General features: G+C 72.6%; 14 protein-coding genes and 1 pseudogene. 4 read left to right on the forward strand and 11 right to left on the reverse strand.

The features are described from left to right. The first annotated feature begins 56 nt into the window (after window positions 1–56). Window positions 57–1,865, forward strand: a complete 1,809-nt coding sequence (locus tag ACLJWH_RS00300; protein WP_411139451.1) for an ABC transporter ATP-binding protein — start codon at window positions 57–59, stop codon at window positions 1,863–1,865. A gap of 382 nt (window positions 1,866–2,247) precedes the next feature. Here the strand turns inward: ACLJWH_RS00300 and ACLJWH_RS00305 are convergent, their stop codons facing one another. From ACLJWH_RS00305 to ACLJWH_RS00325, 5 genes are all read right to left on the reverse strand, one after another. Continuing rightward, window positions 2,248–3,453 (reverse strand): GDSL-type esterase/lipase family protein, encoded by a 1,206-nt coding sequence (locus tag ACLJWH_RS00305; protein WP_411139452.1) that lies wholly within the window; start codon window positions 3,451–3,453, stop codon window positions 2,248–2,250. 154 nt (window positions 3,454–3,607) lie between these two features. Next, the gene (locus ACLJWH_RS00310) at window positions 3,608–6,856 is read right to left on the reverse strand and encodes a glycoside hydrolase family 2 TIM barrel-domain containing protein (RefSeq protein WP_411139453.1); all 3,249 of its coding nucleotides are present in this window, start codon (window positions 6,854–6,856) and stop codon (window positions 3,608–3,610) included. Between the two features lie 168 nt (window positions 6,857–7,024). Further along, window positions 7,025–7,669, reverse strand: coding sequence for a LutC/YkgG family protein (locus ACLJWH_RS00315; protein ID WP_411139454.1), 645 nt, complete (start codon window positions 7,667–7,669; stop codon window positions 7,025–7,027). Continuing rightward, window positions 7,666–9,153, reverse strand: a complete 1,488-nt coding sequence (locus ACLJWH_RS00320) for a lactate utilization protein B (RefSeq protein WP_411139455.1) — start codon at window positions 9,151–9,153, stop codon at window positions 7,666–7,668. Before ACLJWH_RS00320 ends, ACLJWH_RS00315 begins: the two co-directional genes overlap by 4 nt. After that, complete coding sequence (locus ACLJWH_RS00325; protein ID WP_411139456.1) at window positions 9,150–9,902, reverse strand: (Fe-S)-binding protein; 753 nt, start codon at window positions 9,900–9,902, stop codon at window positions 9,150–9,152. Before ACLJWH_RS00325 ends, ACLJWH_RS00320 begins: the two co-directional genes overlap by 4 nt. Window positions 9,903–10,025: 123 nt before the next feature. Between ACLJWH_RS00325 and ACLJWH_RS00330 the strand changes: the two genes are divergently transcribed. Further along, entirely contained in the window at window positions 10,026–11,351 is a 1,326-nt protein-coding gene (locus tag ACLJWH_RS00330; protein WP_411139457.1) for an MFS transporter, read from the forward strand. A gap of 409 nt (window positions 11,352–11,760) precedes the next feature. Here ACLJWH_RS00330 and ACLJWH_RS00335 read toward each other — a convergent pair whose 3' ends face one another. From ACLJWH_RS00335 to ACLJWH_RS00360, 6 genes are all read right to left on the reverse strand, one after another. Beyond that, entirely contained in the window at window positions 11,761–12,933 is a 1,173-nt protein-coding gene (locus ACLJWH_RS00335) for an NAD(P)-binding domain-containing protein (RefSeq protein ID WP_411139458.1), read from the reverse strand. Between the two features lie 143 nt (window positions 12,934–13,076). Next, the gene (locus tag ACLJWH_RS00340) at window positions 13,077–14,282 is read right to left on the reverse strand and encodes an LLM class flavin-dependent oxidoreductase (protein WP_411139459.1); all 1,206 of its coding nucleotides are present in this window, start codon (window positions 14,280–14,282) and stop codon (window positions 13,077–13,079) included. Between the two features lies 1 nt (window position 14,283). Next, window positions 14,284–15,321: an ABC transporter substrate-binding protein gene (locus tag ACLJWH_RS00345; protein WP_411139460.1), complete on the reverse strand. Its 1,038-nt coding sequence runs from the start codon at window positions 15,319–15,321 to the stop codon at window positions 14,284–14,286. Window positions 15,322–15,521: 200 nt separating this feature from the next. Then, on the reverse strand, window positions 15,522–16,370 hold the full coding sequence (locus ACLJWH_RS00350; RefSeq protein ID WP_411139461.1) for an ABC transporter ATP-binding protein: 849 nt from the start codon (window positions 16,368–16,370) through the stop codon (window positions 15,522–15,524). Continuing rightward, the gene (locus ACLJWH_RS00355; protein ID WP_411139462.1) at window positions 16,343–17,278 is read right to left on the reverse strand and encodes an ABC transporter permease; all 936 of its coding nucleotides are present in this window, start codon (window positions 17,276–17,278) and stop codon (window positions 16,343–16,345) included. Before ACLJWH_RS00355 ends, ACLJWH_RS00350 begins: the two co-directional genes overlap by 28 nt. 250 nt (window positions 17,279–17,528) lie before the next feature. Further along, window positions 17,529–17,615 carry a putative leader peptide gene (locus ACLJWH_RS00360; protein ID WP_411139894.1) on the reverse strand — a complete coding sequence of 29 codons (87 nt, stop codon included), beginning with the start codon at window positions 17,613–17,615 and terminating at the stop codon, window positions 17,529–17,531. Window positions 17,616–17,760: 145 nt separating this feature from the next. On the opposite strand from ACLJWH_RS00360, the pseudogene ACLJWH_RS00365 reads away from it, so the two are divergent. Beyond that, window positions 17,761–18,182: pseudogene (locus tag ACLJWH_RS00365) on the forward strand (YjbQ family protein). A gap of 371 nt (window positions 18,183–18,553) precedes the next feature. Beyond that, entirely contained in the window at window positions 18,554–18,691 is a 138-nt protein-coding gene (locus ACLJWH_RS00370) for a hypothetical protein (RefSeq protein ID WP_411139463.1), read from the forward strand. Window positions 18,692–18,705 lie beyond the last annotated feature (14 nt).

Consider the following 18,705-nt stretch of genomic DNA (forward strand, 5'->3'; position numbering starts at 1 on the left):
CCGTCCGGCAGCACCGCTCCGTGCCCCTCCCCTCCCGCACCCCTCCGAAGGAGCCCATGCGCAGCGACGAACCCCAGTGGACCCCGCCGCCCAAGGACCCGGAACAGCCGGTCCCGTTGCGGCGCATCCTCGCCCTCTTCCGTCCCTACCGCGGCCGGCTGGCCGTCGTCGGCCTGCTGGTCGGCGCCTCCTCGCTGGTCTCGGTCGCCTCGCCGTTCCTGCTGCGCGAGATCCTCGACGTGGCGATACCCGGCCGCCGCACCGGCCTGCTCACCCTCCTCGCCCTCGGCATGATCGCCACCGCCGTCACCACCAGCGTCTTCGGCGTGCTGCAAACCCTGCTGTCCACCACCGTCGGCCAGCGCGTCATGCACGATCTGCGCACCGCCGTCTACGCCAAGCTCCAGCGGATGCCACTGGCCTTCTTCACCCGCACCCGCACCGGCGAGGTCCAGTCCCGGATCGCCAACGACATCGGCGGTATGCAGGCGACGGTCACCTCCACCGCCACCTCCCTGGTCTCCAACCTGACCTCCGTCGTGGCCACGGTCGTCGCCATGCTCGCCCTCGACTGGCGGCTGACCCTCGTCTCGATGCTGCTGCTCCCGCTCTTCGTCTGGATCAGCCGCCGGGTCGGCAACGAACGCAAGAAGATCACCACGCGGCGGCAGAAGCAGATGGCGAGCATGTCCGCGATGGTCACCGAATCCCTGTCGGTCAGCGGCATCGTGCTCGGCCGCACGATGGGCCGCGCCGACGCGCTGACGAAGGACTTCGCCACCGAGTCCGAGCGCCTGGTGGACCTGGAGGTCCGCGCCAGCATGGCCGGCCGCTGGCGGATGGCCACCATCGGCATCGTCATGGCCGCCATGCCCGCACTGATCTACTGGGCGGCCGGTCTGGTCCTCCAGCTCGGCGGCCCCACCTTCTCCCTCGGCACCCTGGTCGCCTTCGTGACCCTCCAGCAGGGCCTGCTGCGGCCCACCGTCTCGCTGCTGACCACCGGTGTGCAGATGCAGACCTCCCTGGCGCTCTTCCAGCGGATCTTCGAATACCTCGATCTGCCGGTGGCCATCACCGAACCCGCCGAGCCGGTACGCCTCGCCGCCCCGCGCGGCGAGATCCGCTTCGAGGACGTGACGTTCTCCTACGACCCGGAGGCGCCGCCCACCCTGCGCGGCATCGACCTGACCGTCCCGGCCGGCGGCAGCCTCGCCGTCGTCGGCCCGACCGGCAGCGGCAAGAGCACCCTGAGCCATCTCGTGCCCCGGCTGTACGACGTGACCGGGGGCCGGGTCACCCTGGACGGCTCGGACGTCCGCGACCTCGACTTCGACACCCTCGCGCGCTCGGTCGGCGTGGTCTCCCAGGAGACCTACCTCTTCCACGCCTCGGTCGCCGACAACCTCCGCTTCGCCAAGCCCGACGCCACCGACGACGAGATCGAACGGGCCGCCAAGGCCGCCCAGATCCACGACCACATCGCCGGTCTGCCCGACGGCTACGACACCCTCGTCGGCGAGCGCGGCCACCGCTTCTCCGGCGGCGAGAAACAGCGGCTGGCCATCGCCCGCACCATCCTGCGCGACCCGCCCGTACTGGTCCTCGACGAGGCCACCAGCGCCCTGGACACCCGCACCGAGCACGCCGTCCAGCAGGCCATTGACGCGCTGTCCGAGGGCCGGACGACCCTCACCATCGCGCACCGCCTCTCCACGATCCGCGACGCCGACCAGATCGTCGTCCTGGACGGCGGCGAGATCACCGAGCGCGGCACCCACGACGAACTCCTCGCCGCCGACGGCCGCTACGCGGCACTGCTGCGGCGCGACCGGCACGGCGCCGGGGTCGGCGGGCCCGGGTGAGGAAGCGGCACAGCCTGTGGGTGACGCGCTCGGTGGGGGCGGGCAGCGCCGACCAGGCGGGGGCCGGGGCATGGACCTGGCCTGGTCGCGAGTCCCGGCGGGCGGCGTCCGGACGGCCCTGTCCTGGACGGGCCGCGGCAGACCGGCGGTGGTCTCAGAGCCGGTGAGGTCGACGGTGTCGGCCATCGCGCGGTAGCCCGCGGCGCCGGGGTCGGCGGGCCCGGGTGAGGAAGCGGCACAGCCCGTCGGCGACGCCGTCGGTGGGCGCGGTCACCGCCGACCAGGCGGGGGCCAGGGCACGGACCTGGCCTGGCCGCGAGCCCCGGCCGACGGTGCCCGGACCGCACCGCCCCGGACGGCCCGCGGCACACCGGCGGCGGACTCAGAGCCCGGTGAGGTCGACGGCGTCGGCCATCGCGCGGTAGCCCGCGTCGCCGGGGTGCTTGCGGTCGCCGCTGTCGTAGGCGGGGGCGAGCGCGTCCGGATCGGCCGGATCGGCGAGCGCCGCGGCGAAGTCGGCGACCGCGTCGAACTCGCCCGAGGTACGTATCCAGGCGTTGATCTCCCGGCGCTTCGCCTCGGCGGCCGGTGTGTGGTACTCCGACCCCTTGAACGGCATGATCGTGCCCCCGGTGACCCGCACTCCCGCCGCATGCGCCGAACCGATCAACTCCCGGTATCCGGCGATCAGTCCGGCAACGGAGTTGTCCGGGTCCGGCTTGTACGTCGGCAGATCGATCTCGCTGAACCCGATGTCGTTGAGCCCCACCAGCACGACCACGGAGCGGATGCCGGGCCGGTCGAGGACATCCCGCCGGAAGCGGGCGCCGGCCCGGTCGCCGAACCACGCCGAGTCGTTGAGCAGCAGATTCCCGCCGATGCCCGCATTGAGCACCGGGCGCGGGGTGCCCCGGGCGGCCAGCCGCTCGGCGAGCGCGTCGGAGTAGCGGCGGTTGCCGTCGATCGTCGAGGCGAACCCGTCGGTGATCGAGTCGCCGAAGACCACCACCGTGTCCCGGCGCGCCGGGCCGCCGTCCGCCAGCTCGACCTCGGCGAGGTAGTACCAGGACACCGTCGTCTCGCCGAACACCGCCGGATCCACGGCCCCCAGCTGGTCACCCGCCGCGCGGTAGGCGGTGGCGAACGCCTGCGCGTGGAAGGTGGCCGGTCCGGTCGGCCGGGCGAAGTACAGCGACACCGTCAGCGAGGTGAACGGCGCCACCCGCACCTCCGCGGCGTCGCTGTACACCTCGCCGCCCGCCGGGATCCGCACCGACGCGGCGCCGCCGAAGGTCAGCCGGCGTTCCGTACCCGCCAGGACACCCGCCCCCCGGTCCGTCCGGGCGATGGTGGCGCCCGCCACCTCCAGCGGGGCGGTCCCGTAGCGGTGGGAGAGCCTGATCCGGGCCGAGGTGCCGCCGGTGGTGACCCGGACGACCTGGCGCACCGTTTGGTCCGCGAAGCCCTCCTCGGCCCAGTTCTTGTGGAAGCCGGTGCTGGGCCGCTGCACGGACGCGGCCCAACCCGACTGCCACTGCGGGTCGTTGTCCCGGCCGTCCGCCGCCGTGCCGTCCGCGTTCCTGTTCATGATGCCGCCTCTCCGTCGGTGCGCTGTGCTGATGACGGAGAGTCTGCTGACCGGCGCGGGGGTTACCCAGCCCCCTGGGCTGCGTACGCCTCGGGTGCCCACCCCTGCCGGGGTCACCCTCCGCGCCGGCCGCCGCGGGACGCGCCCGGCCCGCCTACACCGGCGACAGCCGGTAGGCGTACCGGTACGTCCGGTCCGCGTGCAGCAGGTACTTCTCCAGCGGCGGCGCGCCCCAGGAGTCGTTGCCGCCGACGCCCATCTGGCGGTGGTTGACGCCCAGCAGCGTCTCGTCGCGCCGGGTCAGCTCGTAGGGATGCCGCACCCCCTCCAGGTCCGTGGGCGCGTAGTGCAGCGCGCTCAGCTCCAGCAGGGGCGCGTCGGCGCCCGGTTCGGCGCGGACGCGCAGACCGGCGCCGTCCCGGCCGGTGAGCGAGGCGGTGCGCACGTCGGTGACGTTGCCGGTCTGCTGGGGGCGGACGTACGGACCGGCCTGCGCGTCCACGGTGCTGCGGTAGCGGCCGACGAACGCGCCGGTGCGCCGGTCCGGGTAGTTCTCCTGCGGTCCGCGCCCGTACCAGTCGAAGGTGTTCAGCCCGGCCGGGACGGTGAGCAGCGCGCCGACCACCGGCAGATCGGGCAGTCCGGCGCCCGGCCGGAGAGTGTGGGCGATCCGCACCTCGCCGTCGCCGCGGATGGTGAAGACGGTGTCCCAGTGGGAGATGGCGGGGGAGGTGGGCAGGGTGGCGGTCACCTCGATGACGACCTCGGAGCGGGACGGCTGGGTGGCCCGGACGGCGGTGACGGTGCGCCGGGCGCCCGCGTCCCGCCAGGTGCGCAGGGAACGCTCGGCGCCCCGGCCGATGTCGTTGTCCGTCGGGCCGCGCCAGAAGTTGGGCACCGGACCGCCGGAGAGCAGCGGCCGGCCGCGGTGGCGGTAGGCGGTCAGCGTGCCGGCGGCCTTGTCCAGGACGAGTTCCAGGCCGCGTCCGCCGACCGTCACGCTCCTGCCGGTCTCGGCGAGCTTCAGCGGCGGCAGGGTGGCCGGACCGGGGCCGGCGGGGGCGGGCGCGTGCCAGGGCAGCGCGAACTGCTCGGCGGCGACACTGTGTCCGGCGTCCGCCCACCGGGTGGCGCCGCGCAGGACGAAGGAGAGGTTGAGCCAGTACGCGGCACCGGGCGCGGGGCGCGGCACCGGCTTCACGGGCAGGCGCACCGTCCGCGCCGCGCCGGGTGCGACCTCGGGCGCGGGCAGCGTGCCGTGCTGGACGCGCTCGCCGTCGCGGGTGACCTCCCAGCGCAGCTCGTAGGCGGCCAGGTCCGAGAACAGCTGGTGGTTGGCGACCGTGACCGCGGTGCCCGAGGGGTCGTCGGCGGCGGCCGTCATCCGGATGGTCTGGTAGACCTTCTTGACCTCCTGGAGCGCGGGGTGCGGCACCCGGTCGGCGGAGACCAGCCCGTTGCAGCAGAAGTTGTCGTCGGTGGGGTAGCCGGGCTGCCAGTCGCCGCCGTAGGACAGGTAGGTCTGCCGGGGGTCGCCGGGCACCGGGCGGCGGATGGCCTGGTCGACGAAGTCCCAGATGAAGCCGCCGTGCAGCTGGGGGTAGCGCTCGAAGACGTCCCAGTACTCCTGGAAGTTCCCGGTGCTGTTGCCCATCGAGTGGGCGTACTCGCAGAGGATGAACGGCTTCGGATTGCCGGACCTGCCGTACTGCTCCACGGCGTCGGGCGTGGCGTACATCCAGCTGTGCAGGTCGGCGACCTCGTTCATGCCCTCGTAGTGCACCGGCCGGGACGGGTCACGGTGGTGCGTCCAGTCCGCCATCGCCCGGAAGGTGGCGCCCTGCCCCGCCTCGTTGCCCAGCGACCAGACCACCACACTGGGATGGTTCTTGTCCCGCTCGACCAGGGACCGCATCCGGTCCAGGCAGGCGTCGGTCCACTCCGGCAGACCGGCGGGCAGGATGTCGCGGACACCGTGCGACTCCAGGTTGGCCTCGGCGACGACGTACAGGCCGTACTCGTCGCAGAGTTCCAGCCAGCGCGGATGGTTGGGGTAGTGCGAGGTGCGGACCGCGTTGATGTTGTGCCGCTTCATGAGGCGGATGTCCTGGAGCATCCGCTCCTCGGTGACGGCCTGGCCGTGATCCGGGTCCGTCTCATGGCGGTTGACGCCGCGGAAGACGACCGGTCTGCCGTTGACCGTGAAGGAACCGGGGCGGCAGACGACGCTGCGGAAGCCGACACGGGTGCGCTGGACGTCGACGGTCCGGCCGGCCGGGTCGGTGAGGGTGACCACCAGCGTGTAGAGGTACGGGTCCTCCGCGGACCACAGGCGGGGCGCCCGCACGGTGGTCCGCGGCTCGACGGTGACGTCCTTACCGGGCTGGCCGGCCGCGCCTGCCTTGCCGGGCTTGCCGGGCTGGCCGGCCGCGCCGTCGTCGAAGCGGACGGCGGCGGTCAGCGGCTCGGGCAGCACCGGCCGGCCGTCGGCGTCGTACAGGGTGGCGGTGAGCCGGTGCTCACCGGCGCGGGCCGTACCGTCCGCGTTCCGGTCGCGCACCGTCGCGCGCACCGCCAGCCCGGCATCCCGCTGCGCACCGTCCGGCTCGGCGCGTACGTACAGGTCCTGGAGGTGTACCGGGGGCAGGGAGTAGAGATAGACATCGCGGAAGATCCCGGACAGGTCGATCATGTCCTGGTCCTCCAGCCAGCTGCCGTCGGACCAGCGGTAGACCTCGACGGCGAGGGAGTTCTCGCCCGGCCGGAGCCGGTCGGTGAGGTCGAACTCGGCCGGGGTGTAGCTGTCCTCGCTGTAGCCGGCCCGCTCGCCGTTGACCCAGACGAAGAACGCGGACTTCACACCCTGGAACGAGATCAGGGTGCGGCGGCCGTCCCAGCCCTTCGGCACGGTGAAGGTGCGGCGGTAGGAGCCGACCGGGTTGAAGCTCAGGGGGACGTGCGGTGGTGCGGGGGTCTCGTAGCCTTCCCAGGCGTATCTGACGTTGAGGTAGATCGGCTCGCGGTAGCCCTCGATCTCCCAGTTGGCGGGCACCGTGATCCGGTCCCAGCCGCTGTCGTCATAGCCGGGGGCGTGGAAGCCGACGGGCCGCTCGTCCGGGTTCCTGGACCAGTGGAAGCGCCAACTTCCGTTCAGGGAACGGTAGTACGGGGAATCGGTGAACTTTCCGGCGAGCGCGGACCGGGTGTCCCGGTACGGGACGAGGCGGGTGCGGGCCGTCTCGCGGTTCACCTGGAAGACACGGGGCCGGGCGTTCCACTCCTCGCCCCCGGCGGCACGGTGCTCCGCCGCGAAGGACTGCTTCTGTGCGCAGAAGGCCGCCCAGCCCGCGAGCGCGGTGCTGGTGGCGAGGAACGACCGGCGGCTCAGACGGCGTGCGTTCACGCGCCACCTCCGAACGTAAGGCAACAGGAAGCATCAGGGTCGAACGGCGCCCGTCCGCAGGACAAGCCCCGCGCACGCCACTTCGCGGCATGTGCATGGTGTGACGTGTCGCGCCACCGCGTCTCACCGCAGGCCACCGCACGGCGCACCGGCCGCGCCCTGCGCCGCTCACTCCGCCAGCAGGATCACCTCCAGCGTGCGCGGACCGTGCACCCCCTCGACCCGGTCGAGTTCGATATCGCTGGTGGCGGAGGGGCCGGAGATCCAGGTCAGCGGCCGGTCCGGGGCGAGGTGCGGCAGGGCCTGCGGCACCGAGCCGACGACCTGGCCGGGGACGCGGACGACGCAGAGATGATGGTCCGGCACCAGGGTGATCCGCCGTCTGCCCTGGTCGGGGCCCCCGTCCAGGACGAGGGTGCCGGTCTCGGCGATGGCCACCGCACAGCCCGTCACCACGCTGTCCACGGCGTCGAGTTCGCGTGCCGTCTGCGCCGCGCGGTCGGGCACCAGGGTCGCGTCGGCGGCGGCCAGCCACGCCGGATCGAGGCCCGGCGGCACCACCACCGTCTCCGCGCCCCGCTCGGCCAGCAGCCGGCGGATCAGCGCCGGCAGCCCGCCGGCGGCGCAGCGGTGCACGACCGCCCGGTAGTCCGCGAGATTCTCCGCGAGCAGCTCCACGGTCTGCGCGGTCGTCCGGGAGCCGTGCACCCGCCGGTAGTCCCGCACGACCGGCCAGTCCTCCGGCCCCTCGCCGCGCGGCACATCCGCCAGCGCCCGGCGCACCCGCGCCAGTACCACGTCCCGGCCGCTCATTCCGCGCTCCCTCGCTGTCCGGACGTACCGCGGGTGCGCTGCCACCAGTCGCGGAAGGACTCGGCGGGCACCGCCGGCAGCTCCCGGGTGTCGGACCAGGCCCGCCCCGGACCGGGCAGCCGCCGCGGATGCAGCCGCCGCGTACGGGCGGCCAGCCGCATCCCGCGGCGCAGCGCGTCCGGATGGTCGAAGGCCCAGCCCGCGGCGCGCATCGCGGCCCGCTCCGCGGCATGCCCCCGGGCCGGTCTCAGGACCGTCCGCACGCCGTTGCGGACGACCGGGCCGCCCTCCACCACCCGCTCCCGCAGATGCACCAGGACCTCGGGGATGTCGATGGCGACCGGACACACCTCGTAGCAGGCCCCGCAGAGCGATGAGGCGTAGGGCAGCGAAGCCTCCAACGTGCCATCCGTACCCCGCAGTTGAGGGGTGAGGATGGCGCCGATCGGACCGGGGTAGGGCGAGCCGTAGGCGTGCCCGCCGGCCCGCTCGTAGACCGGGCAGACGTTGAGACAGGCCGAGCAGCGGATACAGCGCAGCGCCTGCCGGCCGACCGTGTCGGCGAGGGTGTCGGTGCGCCCGTTGTCGAGCAGCACGAGATGGAAGGTCCGCGGCCCGTCGCCGTCCGTCGTACCCGTCCAGGTGGAGGTGTACGGGTTCATCCGCTCGGCCGTGGAGGAGCGTGGCAGGAGCTGGAGGAAGACCTCCAGGTCCTGCCAGGTCGGCACGGTCTTCTCGATGCCGACGACGGAGATCAGCGTCTCGGGCAGGGTCAGGCACATCCGGCCGTTGCCCTCGGACTCGACGACCACCAGCGTGCCGGACTCGGCGACCATGAAATTGGCGCCGGAGATCCCGACCTTGGCGGTCAGGAACTTCTCCCGCAGATGCAGCCGCGCGGCCTCGGCCAGCTCCGCGGGGGAGTCGGAGAGCCCCTCGGGCGCCGCCCGGCCCCACGAGGCCATCTCACGGCGGAAGATGTCACGGATCTCGGAGCGGTTGCGGTGGATCGCCGGGACCAGGATGTGCGACGGCAGATCATGGCCGAGCTGCACGATCAGCTCGGCCAGATCCGTCTCGTACGCGCGGATACCGGCCTCGGCCAGCGCCTCGTTCAGCCCGATCTCCTGCGTCGCCATCGACTTGACCTTGACGACCTCCGTCTCGCCGGTCTCCCGCACCAGCCGGGTGACGATCCGGTTGGCCTCGTCGGCGTCCGCCGCCCAGTGCACCTGACCGCCCGCGTCGGTGACCGCGGTCTCCAACTGCTCCAGATAGTGGTCGAGATGGCGCAGCGTGCGGTCCTTGACGGCGGCGCCCGCCGCCCGCAGCCGCGCCCAGTCGTCCAGCTCCGCGACGGCCTTGGCCCGCTTGTCGCGGATGGTGTGGGTGGCGTGCCGGAGGTTGGCGCGCAGCCGGCTGTCGCGGGTGGCGGCGGCCGCGGCCCGGGGGAACGCGGGCATGCCCAGGTAGGTGCCGCTCATCGCGGGCTCCCTTCCGTACTGGCCAGGATCTCGGCGAGGTGGACCGGGCGGACCGGCGCACCCTGCCGGGCGAGGGTGCCGCCGATGTGCAGCAGACAGGAGTTGTCGACGGTGCAGACCACCTCGGCGCCGGTCCCGATCACCTGGCGGACCTTGTCGGCGCCCATCGCGGCGGAGACCGCCGGGTTCTTCACCGCGAAGGTGCCGCCGAACCCGCAGCACTCCTCCGCGCCCGGCAGCTCGCGCAGCTCCAGGCCCCTGACCTCGGCGAGCAGACGGCGCGGCCGGTCGCCCAGGCCCAGCATCCGCAGACCGTGACAGGTGGGGTGGTAGGTGACGGTGTGCGGATAGTAGGCGCCGACATCGGTCACCTTCAGCACATCCACCAGGAACTCGGTCAGCTCGTAGGTCTTGGGCACCGCGAGCGCCGCCGCGTCCACGAGCCGCCGGCCCCGCCCCTCGGCCGCCGCCTTCGCCCCGATCCGCGGATAGTTGTCACGCACCATCGCCGCGCAGGAACCGGACGGGGTGACGACATAGTCGTAGTCCCGGAACGCGCGGTCGAAGCGGCGTACCAGCGGCTCGGTCGCGTGCCGGTAACCGGTGTTGAACTGCGGCTGACCGCAGCAGCTCTGCTCCGCGGGGAAATCGACCTCCACCCCCAGCCGCTCCAGCAGCGTCACCACGGCCTGTCCCGTCCGCGGATGGAGTGTGTCGTTGATGCAGGTGACGAACAGTGCTACCCGCACGTTTCCCTCTCCTTCCGGCCACCGACGGACCCTGGCGGCCACCCACCTCACCGGTACATGATCACCTGTCGGATCATCCTGCCCCAGCGGCAGGCCCAGGAGAAGCACCGGGAGCGGAGGACCATGTCGAGTACGCACCGCACAGCCGAGAACCGGCCGTCCGGCGGGGAACGGCCGCCCGGCGGTGACCGTCCGCCGTCACCGCTGCGCCAGCTGGCCGCCGCCTCCGTCGGGAACGCCGTCGAGTGGTACGACTGGCACGCCTACTCCTTCCTGGCGGTCTACTTCGCCGAGCAGGTCTTCCCCCCAGACACCGGCAACTCCCTGGTACCGCTGCTGTCCTCGTTCGCCGTCTTCGCCGTCGGCTTCTTCATGCGGCCGGTCGGCGGACTGCTGATGGGTGCGGTCGCCGACCGGCACGGCCGGCGGGCCGCGCTGACCGTCACGATCCTGCTGATGGGCGGTGGCAGCCTGCTCGTCGCGCTCACCCCCACCTACGCGACCGCGGGCGTGCTGGCCCCCGTCATCCTGGTCATCGCCCGCCTGGTGCAGGGGCTCTCGGTGGGCGGCGAGTTCGCGGCCTCCACGACCTTCCTCGTCGAATCGGCGGGACCCGGCAGACGCGGGCTGTTCGCCAGCTTCCAGTACGTCTCGACGACCTTCGGCCAGCTGCTCGCGTCCGGCACCGCGGCGCTGCTCGCGGCGCTGCTCAGCGAGGCGCAGATGGGGCAGTGGGGCTGGCGGGTGGCGTTCCTCGGCGGCGCGCTGCTGAGCCTGCTCGGCCTGTGGATCCGGCGGGGCGCGCGGGAGACCCTTCCCCGAACCGCCGAACAGCGGGCGGCGCGCCCCGGCCTCTTCGAGGCGCTGCGCCGCCACCCCCGGCAGTCCCTGCTGATCTGCGGTATCACGGCCGGCGGCACCCTCGCCTACTACACCTGGACCACCTACCTCCCCACCTACGCGCAGGTCAACGCGGGCTTCGACAAGGGCGATTCGCTGATCGTCGGCACCCTCTCGCTGGTCTTCTTCGCGCTGCTCCAGCCGCTGGGCGGGATGCTCTCGGACCGCATCGGCCGCAAACCGCTGCTGCTCGGCTTCTCGCTGGGCTTCGCCCTCCTGGCGGTGCCGCTGCTGCACCTGGTCACCGACGCGTTCGTCTCGCTGCTCCTGGTGCAGTGCGCGGGCCTGGTACTGCTCACCGGCTACACCTCGATCGCCGCGGCGGTGAACGCCGAACTCTTCCCCGCGCGGGTCCGGGCCGCCGGTATCGGCTTCCCCTACTCCCTGACCGTCGCCCTCTTCGGCGGCACCGCCCCGTATGTCGGCACCTGGTTCCGGCAGAGCGGGCACGCCGGACTCTTCCCCTGGTACGTGGCGGTCCTGTGCCTGGTGTCGTTCTGTGTCTATCTGACGCTGCCGGAGACCGCGCGGCAGAAGCTGGACAGGTAGTCGCCGGGGCCGGGTGCCCGTGCGCCCCGCCGCACGCACGGAGGCGCCGCCCCTCCCTGGGACGGGGAGGGACGGCGCCGGGTACCGCGGTGTCCGTCAGACGAGCCACCCCACGAAGTGGATGATGCCGGCGAGGAAGTGGGTGAGGATGTCCATCTGGAAGTTTCTCCTTGTGCCTGGTGTACCTGTGGGACCAGCTCTCCGGACCGGCAAGGGAATCGGCCGGAGGCGCCGTAACGGTGTGCACCCCGTCGCCTGCGCCCCGTAAGGATCACCCCTCCCGGTGCGCGCACGGAAGCCCTGCCGCCATCGATCACGCTTTCCGGCGAACACTCGATCCGGCGTTCGTTTGTTCGGTGACTGGGATGGCCGGGGTTGCCGGGGGCGCAGGTGCGATCGCGGTCGCGTCCTACGAGGCGAGGCTGCCGATCGGGTCGGTCGCCGGGTCCGGATCCGCTGCCACTGTCAGGCCGTTCGCATCCCCCAAGTGCCCTGCCGCGCCGCCGGGTCGGGCGTCCTGCGTGAGCAGCCGCCGGATGTCGCGGACCGCGGCGCGGCCCGCGCGGCTGGCGCCGATGGTGCTCGCGGAGGGGCCGTAGCCGACGAGATGGACCCGCGGGTCGCGCAGCGCGCGGGTACCCGCCATCCGGATGCCGCCGCCCGGCTCGCGCAGCCTGAGCGGGGCGAGATGGTCGATGGCGGCGCGGAATCCGGTCCCGTACAGGATCGTGTCCGCCTCGACGGTCCGCCCGTCCGCCCAGGCCACCCCGGTGGGCGTGATCCGGTCGAAGAGCGGCAGCCGCGCCAGTACGCCGCTCTCGCGGGCCCGCCGGACCGCCTCCGTCATCGGCAGCCCGGTCACGCTCACCACGCTGCGCGGCGGCAGCCCGGCCCGGACCCGCTCCTCCACCAGCGCGACCGCGGCCCGGCCCTGCTCCTCGTCGAACGGCCCCGCGCGGAAGACGGGCGGCCGCCTGGTCACCCAGGTCGTGGCAGCCGCGAACGGCGCGAGCTCCATGAGCTGCTGCACCGCCGACGTCCCGCCCCCGACCACCACGACCCGCGCCCCGCGGAAGCTCTCCGGTCCCGGGTACCGCGAGCTGTGCAGCTGACGCCCGGCGAAGGTCTCCTGGCCGGGGAAGCGCGGCCAGAACGGCCGGTCCCAGGTACCGGTCGCGTTGATCAGCGCCCGCGCCGCGTACCCGCCCTCCGACGTCTCCACGAGCAGCCGTCCGCCGGCGCCCTCGCGCACCGCCAGGACGCTCACCGGCCGGTGCACCCGCAGCCCGAAGGTCCGCTCGTAGGCGTCGAAGTACCCGCCGATCACCTCGGCCGACGGGCGGCCCGGATCGGCGCCGGTCAGCTCCATGCCCGGCAGGGCGTGCATCCCGTGCACCTTCCCGTACGTCAGCGTCGGCCACCGGAACTGCCAGGCGCCGCCGGGGCGCGGTGAGTGGTCGAACACGACGACATCCCGGTCCGGTACGTATCCGGCCCGCCGCAGATGGAAACCGGCGGCCAGCCCCGCCTGCCCCGCGCCGATCACCACGACCTCGACCTCACGCACCCCGCTGTAGTTCATGTTTCTACTAACTGGGGGAGGGGGGAATCTCTTCCCGGGGTGTCATTGCGGGGGCGGGGGCGGGGGCAGGTTCGTGGGTGTCCGGTGCCGACGCCCGCACCGGTACCTCGTTCCGCGCCTGCGACCGGGCGGCCCGGCCGGCCTCAGCGACCGCCCCCCAGCAGCAGTGGCGCGCCGCCGGGGGCGGAGGCCGGGCGGCCGTTGGCGGCCGGCACGCCGTCCAGGGGAGCGGGCACCGCCGCCAGCAGACCGCGGGCCGCCAGCTCCGGGCGTACGCCCTCGCCGAACCAGTACGCCTCCTCCAGATGCGGATAGCCGGAGAGCACGAAGTGCTCGACGCCCAGGGCGTGGTACTCCTCGATCCGGTCGGCCACCTCGGCGTGGCTGCCGACCAGCGCGGTCCCCGCACCGCCGCGTACCAGCCCGACGCCCGCCCACAGATTCGGCGAGATCTCCAGCTTGTCGCGGGAGCCGCCGTGCAGCGCGAGCATCCGCTGCTGGCCCACCGACTCGCTCTTCCCCAGGGCCTGCTGGGCCGCCGTGACGGTGTCCGGATCGAGGTCGTCCAGCAGCCGGCCGGCCGTCGCCCACGCCTCCCGCGAGGAGTCCCGCGAGATGGTGTGCAGCCGGATGCCGAAGCGGACCGTACGGTTTTCCCGCTCGGCCAGCCCGCTGATCCAGTCGATCTTCTGCTTGACCTGCTCGGGCGGCTCGCCCCAGGTGAGATACACATCCACGTTCCGCGCGGCGACCGGGCCCGCGGCCGCCGAGGAGCCACCGAAGAAGACCGGCGGCAGCGGGTCCGGCGGCAGCGCGGTCAGACCGCCCTCGACCTGGTAGTGCGCACCCTGGAAATCGAACGGCGCACCGCCCCAGACACCCCGTACGACCTGGAGGAACTCATCGGTGCGGGCATAGCGCTGGTCGTGGTCGAGGAAATCCCCGAACCGCTTCTGCTCGGTGGAGTCGCCACCGGTGACCACGTTCAGCAGCAGCCGCCCGCGCGAGACGCGCTGGTAGGTCGCGGCCATCTGCGCGGCCAGCACCGGCGAGATCACCCCGGGCCGGAAGGCGACCAGGAACTTCAGCCGCTCGGTGACCTGGGTGAGCGCCATCGTCGTCAGCCAGGCGTCCTCGCACCAGGTGCCGGTCGGTGTGAGCACCGCCTCGAACCCCAACTGCTCGGCGGCCTTGGCGATCTGCGCCAGATAGTCGATATCGGGCGCGCGTACACCGCTCACCGGGGTGATGCGGTCGCGCCGGATACCGCCGTCGGTATAGGCATGCCGGTCGACGAGGGTCCGCCCGTCGCCGCCCGTCGGGAGGAACCAGTGCAGGTGTACGGACATATCAGTCGGCCTTTCCGTAGGTGCGCGGCGCCGTGCCCGAGGGTGGCAGGCCGCCGTTGAAGCGGGGGTCGACGAACGACCCGAAGTCGAACGAACGGGGAATGAGCCGGAGCGCGGCGAAGGTGTCGACGATCTGCTGCTCCGAGGCGATGGCGGCCTTGTCCACGGCCACCGGAACCGCCGTGCCCCGGCTGCGCCGGACCGCGTCCAGCGCCACCTTCCGGGGCAGCCCGGTCTCCTTCGACCACACCCGCGCCCAGGCGTCCGGGTGCCGGAAGACCCAGTCCTGCGCCCGCCGCAGCCGCTCGGTGTAGTCCTTGAGCGCCCCGGACTTCTCCTTGTCCGCCAGCGCGGCGGTCGCGGCGATCTGGAAGCTCAGACCGTTGACCACCCCCTGCCCGGTGGTCAGCACCCGGGCACCGGCCTGGTCCAGGGCCTGTGACGTGTACGGGTCCCACACCGCCCAGGCGTCCACTTTGCCCCGGGTGAACGCGGCGAGCGCATCGGCCGGCTGCAAATAGTTGAGGGTGACGTCCTTCGGGGACAGTCCGGCCCGCTTCAGCGAGGCGACCAGCTGATAGTGCGCGGAGCTGCCCTGCGCCACCGCGATCGACCGGCCCTTCAGCTCGGCCGGCCGCCGGAGCGGCGAATCCTTCTTGACCAGGATCGCCTCACCGTCCGACCTGCTGTGCGTCCCCGCGATCACCTTGATCTTCGAGTCCGCGGCGGCGGCGAACACCGGCGGGGTGTTGCCGACCCCGCCGACATCGACGGCCCCGGCGTTGACCGCCTCCAGCAGCGGCGGCCCCGAGGTGAAGGTCGACCACTCGATCCGGTAGGGCAGATCGTCCAGCTCGCCCGCGGCCCGCAGCACCGCCTCCGAACCACCCTTCTGATCCCCGACGCGGAGCGTCACCGAGCCCTTCCCGTCGCTGCCACCCCCGGAGCCCTCGGCCCGCGACGCGCCACCGCAACCGGCCAGCAGCAGAGCGAGCGGGAGCAGCAGGGCCGGGGCGATGTGCCGTGGTCGTGACCTCATGGGGTGTCCGTTCCGTTCTGGTCGGTACGTGGGCGCATGGGTGCGTGCGTGTTGGCGGGTGCGGGGCACGGGGTGGGTTTCCGGCCAGAGGTCAGGGGCTGGGGCCGGTACGGGGACCGGGGCCGACCGGGCCGACCGGGCGGGGAGCCTCGCCCCGAGCGACTCCTCGTACGAAGCACCGCCAGACCTCCACGCCTCCCTCACGCCCCCGAACCCTCCGTCGTTTTCGCACCCACCGCTGTCTCCGGTCTCTCCGGTCTCTCCGCTGTCTCCGGTCCCTCCTCGCCCGCCACGCCCAGCCGGTCGAGAAGGCGGGCGCGCAGTGCCGCGAAGCGTGGATCGGAGATATCGCGCGGCCGTGGCAGAGCCACCTCGGTCTCGTACGCGATCCGGCCGCCCTCCATCACCAGCGCGCGGTCGGCGAGCAGCAGCGCCTCCTCCACATCGTGGGTGACCAGCAGCACCGCGCAGCCGCGCTGCTGCCACACCTCGGCCACCAGCCGCTGCGCCCTGATCCGGGTCAGTGCGTCGAGCGCGCCGAACGGCTCGTCCAACAGCAGCAGATCGGGCTCGCGCACCAGCGCACGGGCGAGCGAGGCACGCTGGGCCTCACCGCCGGAGAGCGTCCTGGGCCAGGCATCCGCACGGTGGCCGAGGCCGACTTCGTCCAGTGCCCGTACGGCGGTGCCCCGGTCGGGTCGGCCCGGCAGTCCCAGTACGACATTGCGCCACACCCGTTTCCAGGGCATCAGCCGCGGCGCCTGGAACGCCACCGCCTTGCGGCGCGGTACCAGCACCTCGCCCTCGATCTCCCGGTCGAGCCCGGCCAGCACCCGCAGCAGCGTCGACTTACCGCACCCGCTACGCCCCAGCAGGGCCACGAACTCGCCGGGCCGGACGGTGAGGTGCAGGTCGTCCACAACGGCCCGGCCGTCGAAGGACCGGACCAGCCCGCCGACCTGCACGGCGGCTCCGGGTGCGGCCCCGGCGGCCCGTTCGGCGGCGTCCCGAACGCCGTCGTTCACTGGCCCGTGAAGGTCGGTCGCCATTGCAGCAGCAGCCTTTCGAGGGTGCGGACGACGAGGTCGGCGATGAGCCCGAGGATCGCGTAGACGACCAGGCACACCACGATCACGTCGGTGCGGAAGAACTCGCGGGCCTGGTTCATCAGGAAACCGAGCCCGTCGTCGGCGTTGACCTGCTCACCGAAGACCAGCGCGAGCCAGGCGGTGGCCAGCGAATAGCGCAGTCCGGTCATCGCGCCCGGCAGCGCACCGGGCAGGACGACATGCCGGACCAGCCCCCAGCGGCTCAGCCCGAGCGAGGTGCCGGCCTCGACCAACTGGGCATCCACGCCCCGGATTCCGGCGTACACGTTCAGATACAGGTGAAAGGCCACGCCGAGCGCGATCAGCGCGATCTTGGGCGCCTCGCCGATGCCCAGCCAGATGATGAACAGCGGGATCACCCCCACCCAGGGGATGGACCGCAGCATCTGCACCGTCGCGTCGATCACATCCTCACCGAGCCGCGAAAGCCCCGAGGCGAGCGCCAGCGCCACCCCGGCGGCCCCGCCCAACAGCAGCCCGACGGCGACGCGTTGAAGGGAGACCAGCATCGCCGAGGGCAGCGTCCCGTCCGCGACGAGACCGCCACCGGTGGCGGCGATGGTGCCGGGCGAGGCCAGCAGGTCGGCGTGCAGCACACCGGTCGAGCTGAGCACCTGCCACAGCACCAGCAGCACGACGGGACCCACCGTGCGGCGCAGCCACCGCGGCACGGACCTACGGCGGCCGGACACCGGGATCACCCGGGAGAGCTCAGGAGAGGGCCGCGGCTCCGCGCGCGCCGCGTCCTGTCCTGGAGCGGCCTTTCCTTCCGCCGACGCGGCGCGCGTCGGTGTTCCAGCGGATACATCGGGTGGTGCCTGGCCGTGTACGGCCTGGTCGAGAGTCATGGAGGCTCCACGGGCAGGGGAAGGGACACGCCCGGACACACGGCAACAGCGCGAGGCCGCGTAGGGGAACCGGCTACCGGCCCCCGGCGAAGAGAGATGCCAGAGCACAACTGAAGAACAACAACAGGCCCTCTGGCCACCACGAGAATCGTGAGAGTCGCGGGAGTCACGAGAAGTACGAGGTCTACGGGAAGCTAGGAGACCTATGAGACCTGCGGGATCTGCGGCAGCTACGAGATCTGAGGGTGTGTCAGCAGCCGCCGCGACACGCGGCGGAGGCCACCCGCAGCAGGTCGATGTGACCGCGCGTGGTGAGCAAGGCTGACGATGTGGGCATGTCCGTGAACGTAGCGGTGCGTTCCGAGCGCGGTCAATCGTCGTCTCGGCTGGTGGACCTTTGTTGCGCGCACATGGAGCGGGCATTGCGGGCACCGGCCGCGGGGCTCCCGGCACGCGGCTGGCACCCGTACGAAAATGGGGGGATGAGCACCGCATTCACCACCCGCATCCTCGACATCACCACCGGCTCGACGGAGACCGTCGCCGACCTCACCGCCGACTGCGCCGCCTTCCTCGCGGACGCCGCGGCCGGGGGCGACGGACTCCTGAACGTCTTCGTACCGCACGCCACGGCGGGCATCGCGGTCCTGGAGACGGGCGCCGGCAGCGACGAGGACCTGCTGGCCGCACTGCGCGACCTGCTGCCGGCCGACAACCGCTGGCGGCACCGCCACGGCAGCCCGGGGCACGCCGCGACCATGTGCTCCCCGCGTTCGTGCCCCCACATGCGACCCTCCCGGTCGTCGACGGCCGGCTGGCCCTCGGCACCTGGCAGTCGGTCTGCCTCGTCGATACGAATGTCGACAATCCCGATCGCGAGGTGCGGTTGAGCTTCCTTGGCTAGGAGGTCACCTCGTGTCGGACGGTAGACGGCAAGTCCGGCCGCTCCAAATGGCCCCTTGAGCGTGGTTTCTGTCGGCTGCTGTCAGCAGGTTCTTCGTCTTGCGGGTACAGGGCCCACGCCCCTGCTGACCAGCGAAGTTGGGCCTGATGGTGCTGACGGTCGTCGAGTTGGTCCGCTACTGGCCCGGATCTTCGGGGCGGCGGAAGATGCGATGGCCGGCCATGGCTCGGCGCACGCACAGCTGTCACCGGAGGATGCGTACGCATCGGGGGGGGGGGGACAGACGCGGCGGAGTCGCCGGATGTGACGTGGACGGAGTGATGGCCGACGGTGGCGTGTCCTCCGTGGTGTCCGGAGCAGTGTGAGGAGCTGTGTCCGGTCCGGTGCTCGGTGTCGTGCGCCTGGTCGGCCGCGGCGGAGGAGGCCAGGGCCGGTTCCGCGGGGCCAAGGGGGGCGCGATGCGCGTCGACCCCTGGCTCTGGTTCCTTCCCGCCGGGCGCTTCGAGTAGCGGAAGAGGCGCCT

It is taken from the genome of Streptomyces sp. x-80 (assembly GCF_046549095.1).
GTDB classification, from domain to species: Bacteria; Actinomycetota; Actinomycetes; order Streptomycetales; family Streptomycetaceae; genus Streptomyces; species Streptomyces celluloflavus.

Excerpts from the sequence above, each read along its gene's own strand:
- ACLJWH_RS00300 (WP_411139451.1), top strand. The coding sequence starts at position 57 with ATGCGCAGCGACGAACCCCAGTGGACCCCGCCGCCCAAGGACCCGGAA.
- ACLJWH_RS00305 (WP_411139452.1), bottom strand. The coding sequence starts at position 3,453 with ATGAACAGGAACGCGGACGGCACGGCGGCGGACGGCCGGGACAACGAC.
- ACLJWH_RS00315 (WP_411139454.1), bottom strand. The coding sequence starts at position 7,669 with ATGAGCGGCCGGGACGTGGTACTGGCGCGGGTGCGCCGGGCGCTGGCG.
- ACLJWH_RS00320 (WP_411139455.1), bottom strand. The coding sequence starts at position 9,153 with ATGAGCGGCACCTACCTGGGCATGCCCGCGTTCCCCCGGGCCGCGGCC.
- ACLJWH_RS00330 (WP_411139457.1), top strand. The coding sequence starts at position 10,026 with ATGTCGAGTACGCACCGCACAGCCGAGAACCGGCCGTCCGGCGGGGAA.
- ACLJWH_RS00335 (WP_411139458.1), bottom strand. The coding sequence starts at position 12,933 with ATGAACTACAGCGGGGTGCGTGAGGTCGAGGTCGTGGTGATCGGCGCG.
- ACLJWH_RS00340 (WP_411139459.1), bottom strand. The coding sequence starts at position 14,282 with ATGTCCGTACACCTGCACTGGTTCCTCCCGACGGGCGGCGACGGGCGG.
- ACLJWH_RS00345 (WP_411139460.1), bottom strand. The coding sequence starts at position 15,321 with ATGAGGTCACGACCACGGCACATCGCCCCGGCCCTGCTGCTCCCGCTC.
- ACLJWH_RS00350 (WP_411139461.1), bottom strand. The coding sequence starts at position 16,370 with ATGGCGACCGACCTTCACGGGCCAGTGAACGACGGCGTTCGGGACGCC.
- ACLJWH_RS00355 (WP_411139462.1), bottom strand. The coding sequence starts at position 17,278 with ATGACTCTCGACCAGGCCGTACACGGCCAGGCACCACCCGATGTATCC.
- ACLJWH_RS00360 (WP_411139894.1), bottom strand. The coding sequence starts at position 17,615 with ATGCCCACATCGTCAGCCTTGCTCACCACGCGCGGTCACATCGACCTG.